The 1,496-nt window shown below is 45.6% G+C and carries 1 protein-coding gene; it reads right to left on the reverse strand.

The features are described from left to right. A partial coding sequence (locus C7K08_RS14065) for a PrsW family intramembrane metalloprotease (RefSeq protein ID WP_133165316.1) occupies window positions 1-1,027 on the reverse strand: 1,027 nt, incomplete at its 3' end. Window positions 1,028-1,496: the final 469 nt, after the last annotated feature.

Raw genomic sequence — 1,496 nt, forward strand, 5'->3', positions numbered from 1 at the left:
CTAGGCCCTCGCTGGTTGCTACAGAGCCTCTACGGGCAGAAGCAAGGGCCAGCTTGGCGAATTCCCTGTAGGCACTACGCTGGGTGAGCTGCTTGTCCTCGTGTTGCGTCCATCTCCAACTCCAGGCGGAACTAGCCATCACATGGTTGATTGGATTGGTGAGGTCTTTGAGGATCAATAGCGACTCAGAGGATGGATTCTCTGCATGGCGCAAGATTCTTGCCTGAATAAGGCTGCCGAAGTCAAACAGGAATCGGACATCTCTTAGTATGGCTACTCCGATCAAGCCAATAAAAAGTGCAAGAGTTAGATGATTGCTCACCACGCACAATGTAGTTCCAAGCCGATTTATCGGAAGAACTACATCCTCAGTGCCGGCTTCCAGCATGACTGCCGCGAGGTTATTAAAGCTATGCAGAAACATGCTCAGCAATATGGCTGCAGGCACCAATACTTTGCGCCTGCGGGAATCTGCTTGAAAAGCAATCCAGGCTGCCAGGCCTAGCCACACCGAGAAGAAAGAATGGCTACCAGCAGAAGCAAGGGTACGGTTATTAAATTCATCCACCCAGCCTTCAACTTGATTATCCAGTTGTAATGGTGCCCATTGATAAAGAATATTTTCAACCAACTCAAACCCGATGCCAACGGCGCAGGCATAAATTAAAAAATCTGTAAGCGAGTCGAATTTTCGGCGTTGTATGAAGATCAGCAGCAGCAGCGCCAGCCCTTTAAAAAGCTCTTCCGAGATGGGTGCATCGATCACAATGGTGATAACGTCTGCTACGTCTTTACCAGCCCCGAGCGATTGCCATACAGAATCGCTAGTGAATTGCCAGATGGTGGCCGGCAGAGTAGAAATCGCGCCCAAAAGCATTGCAAGAGCGATCAGTCGTTTTGGTTCCCGCTCCACCACATCGAGGAGCCTGATTGCATAAATTACTGATAAGGAAGCAGCAAGAGCTACCAATGGCGTAATTAGGGCTAAAAATTCAACCAATGCCTTAACGCGAAGGTGCTCATTCATTCAATATCTACCATACGAAACCTCATCTAGCTGGCACCTCGAAAAAGAAAGATTTCTGCTCGCCTCATACGTTCACAAAGAAATGCCTTTAGGCAAATTTTAATCATAAAAACTCTCCCAATAGTGAAAAGAATATAAAGTTTAGGTGATATTGGTAAGATAATTAAATTCTGACTAGTGAATTGCCTGAATTATATTGATAGCGCAAAAAAAATTATAGGTAAGATCTTTAAGGCCCCATCTTAATGCTCTTTGATGCATTGCAGCTAAACCGTTCAAGCTAAATGTCAACGCTAATGGGTAATCAATTTGGTAGCGAGAAGCCGAATACACCCCAAGGACCAACACCATTAATATTTACAAGAATATCACCTTCATCATCACTGCGCCAGGTTCCAGCATAAACATTGCCATTAGTAATTGCCTCGGCTTTATCACCATCCCAAAGAACAACTGTGCGGCTGTTTCC

This window comes from Synechococcus lacustris str. Tous (assembly GCF_003011125.1).
In the GTDB taxonomy this organism is placed as follows: domain Bacteria; phylum Cyanobacteriota; class Cyanobacteriia; order PCC-6307; family Cyanobiaceae; genus Synechococcus_D; species Synechococcus_D lacustris.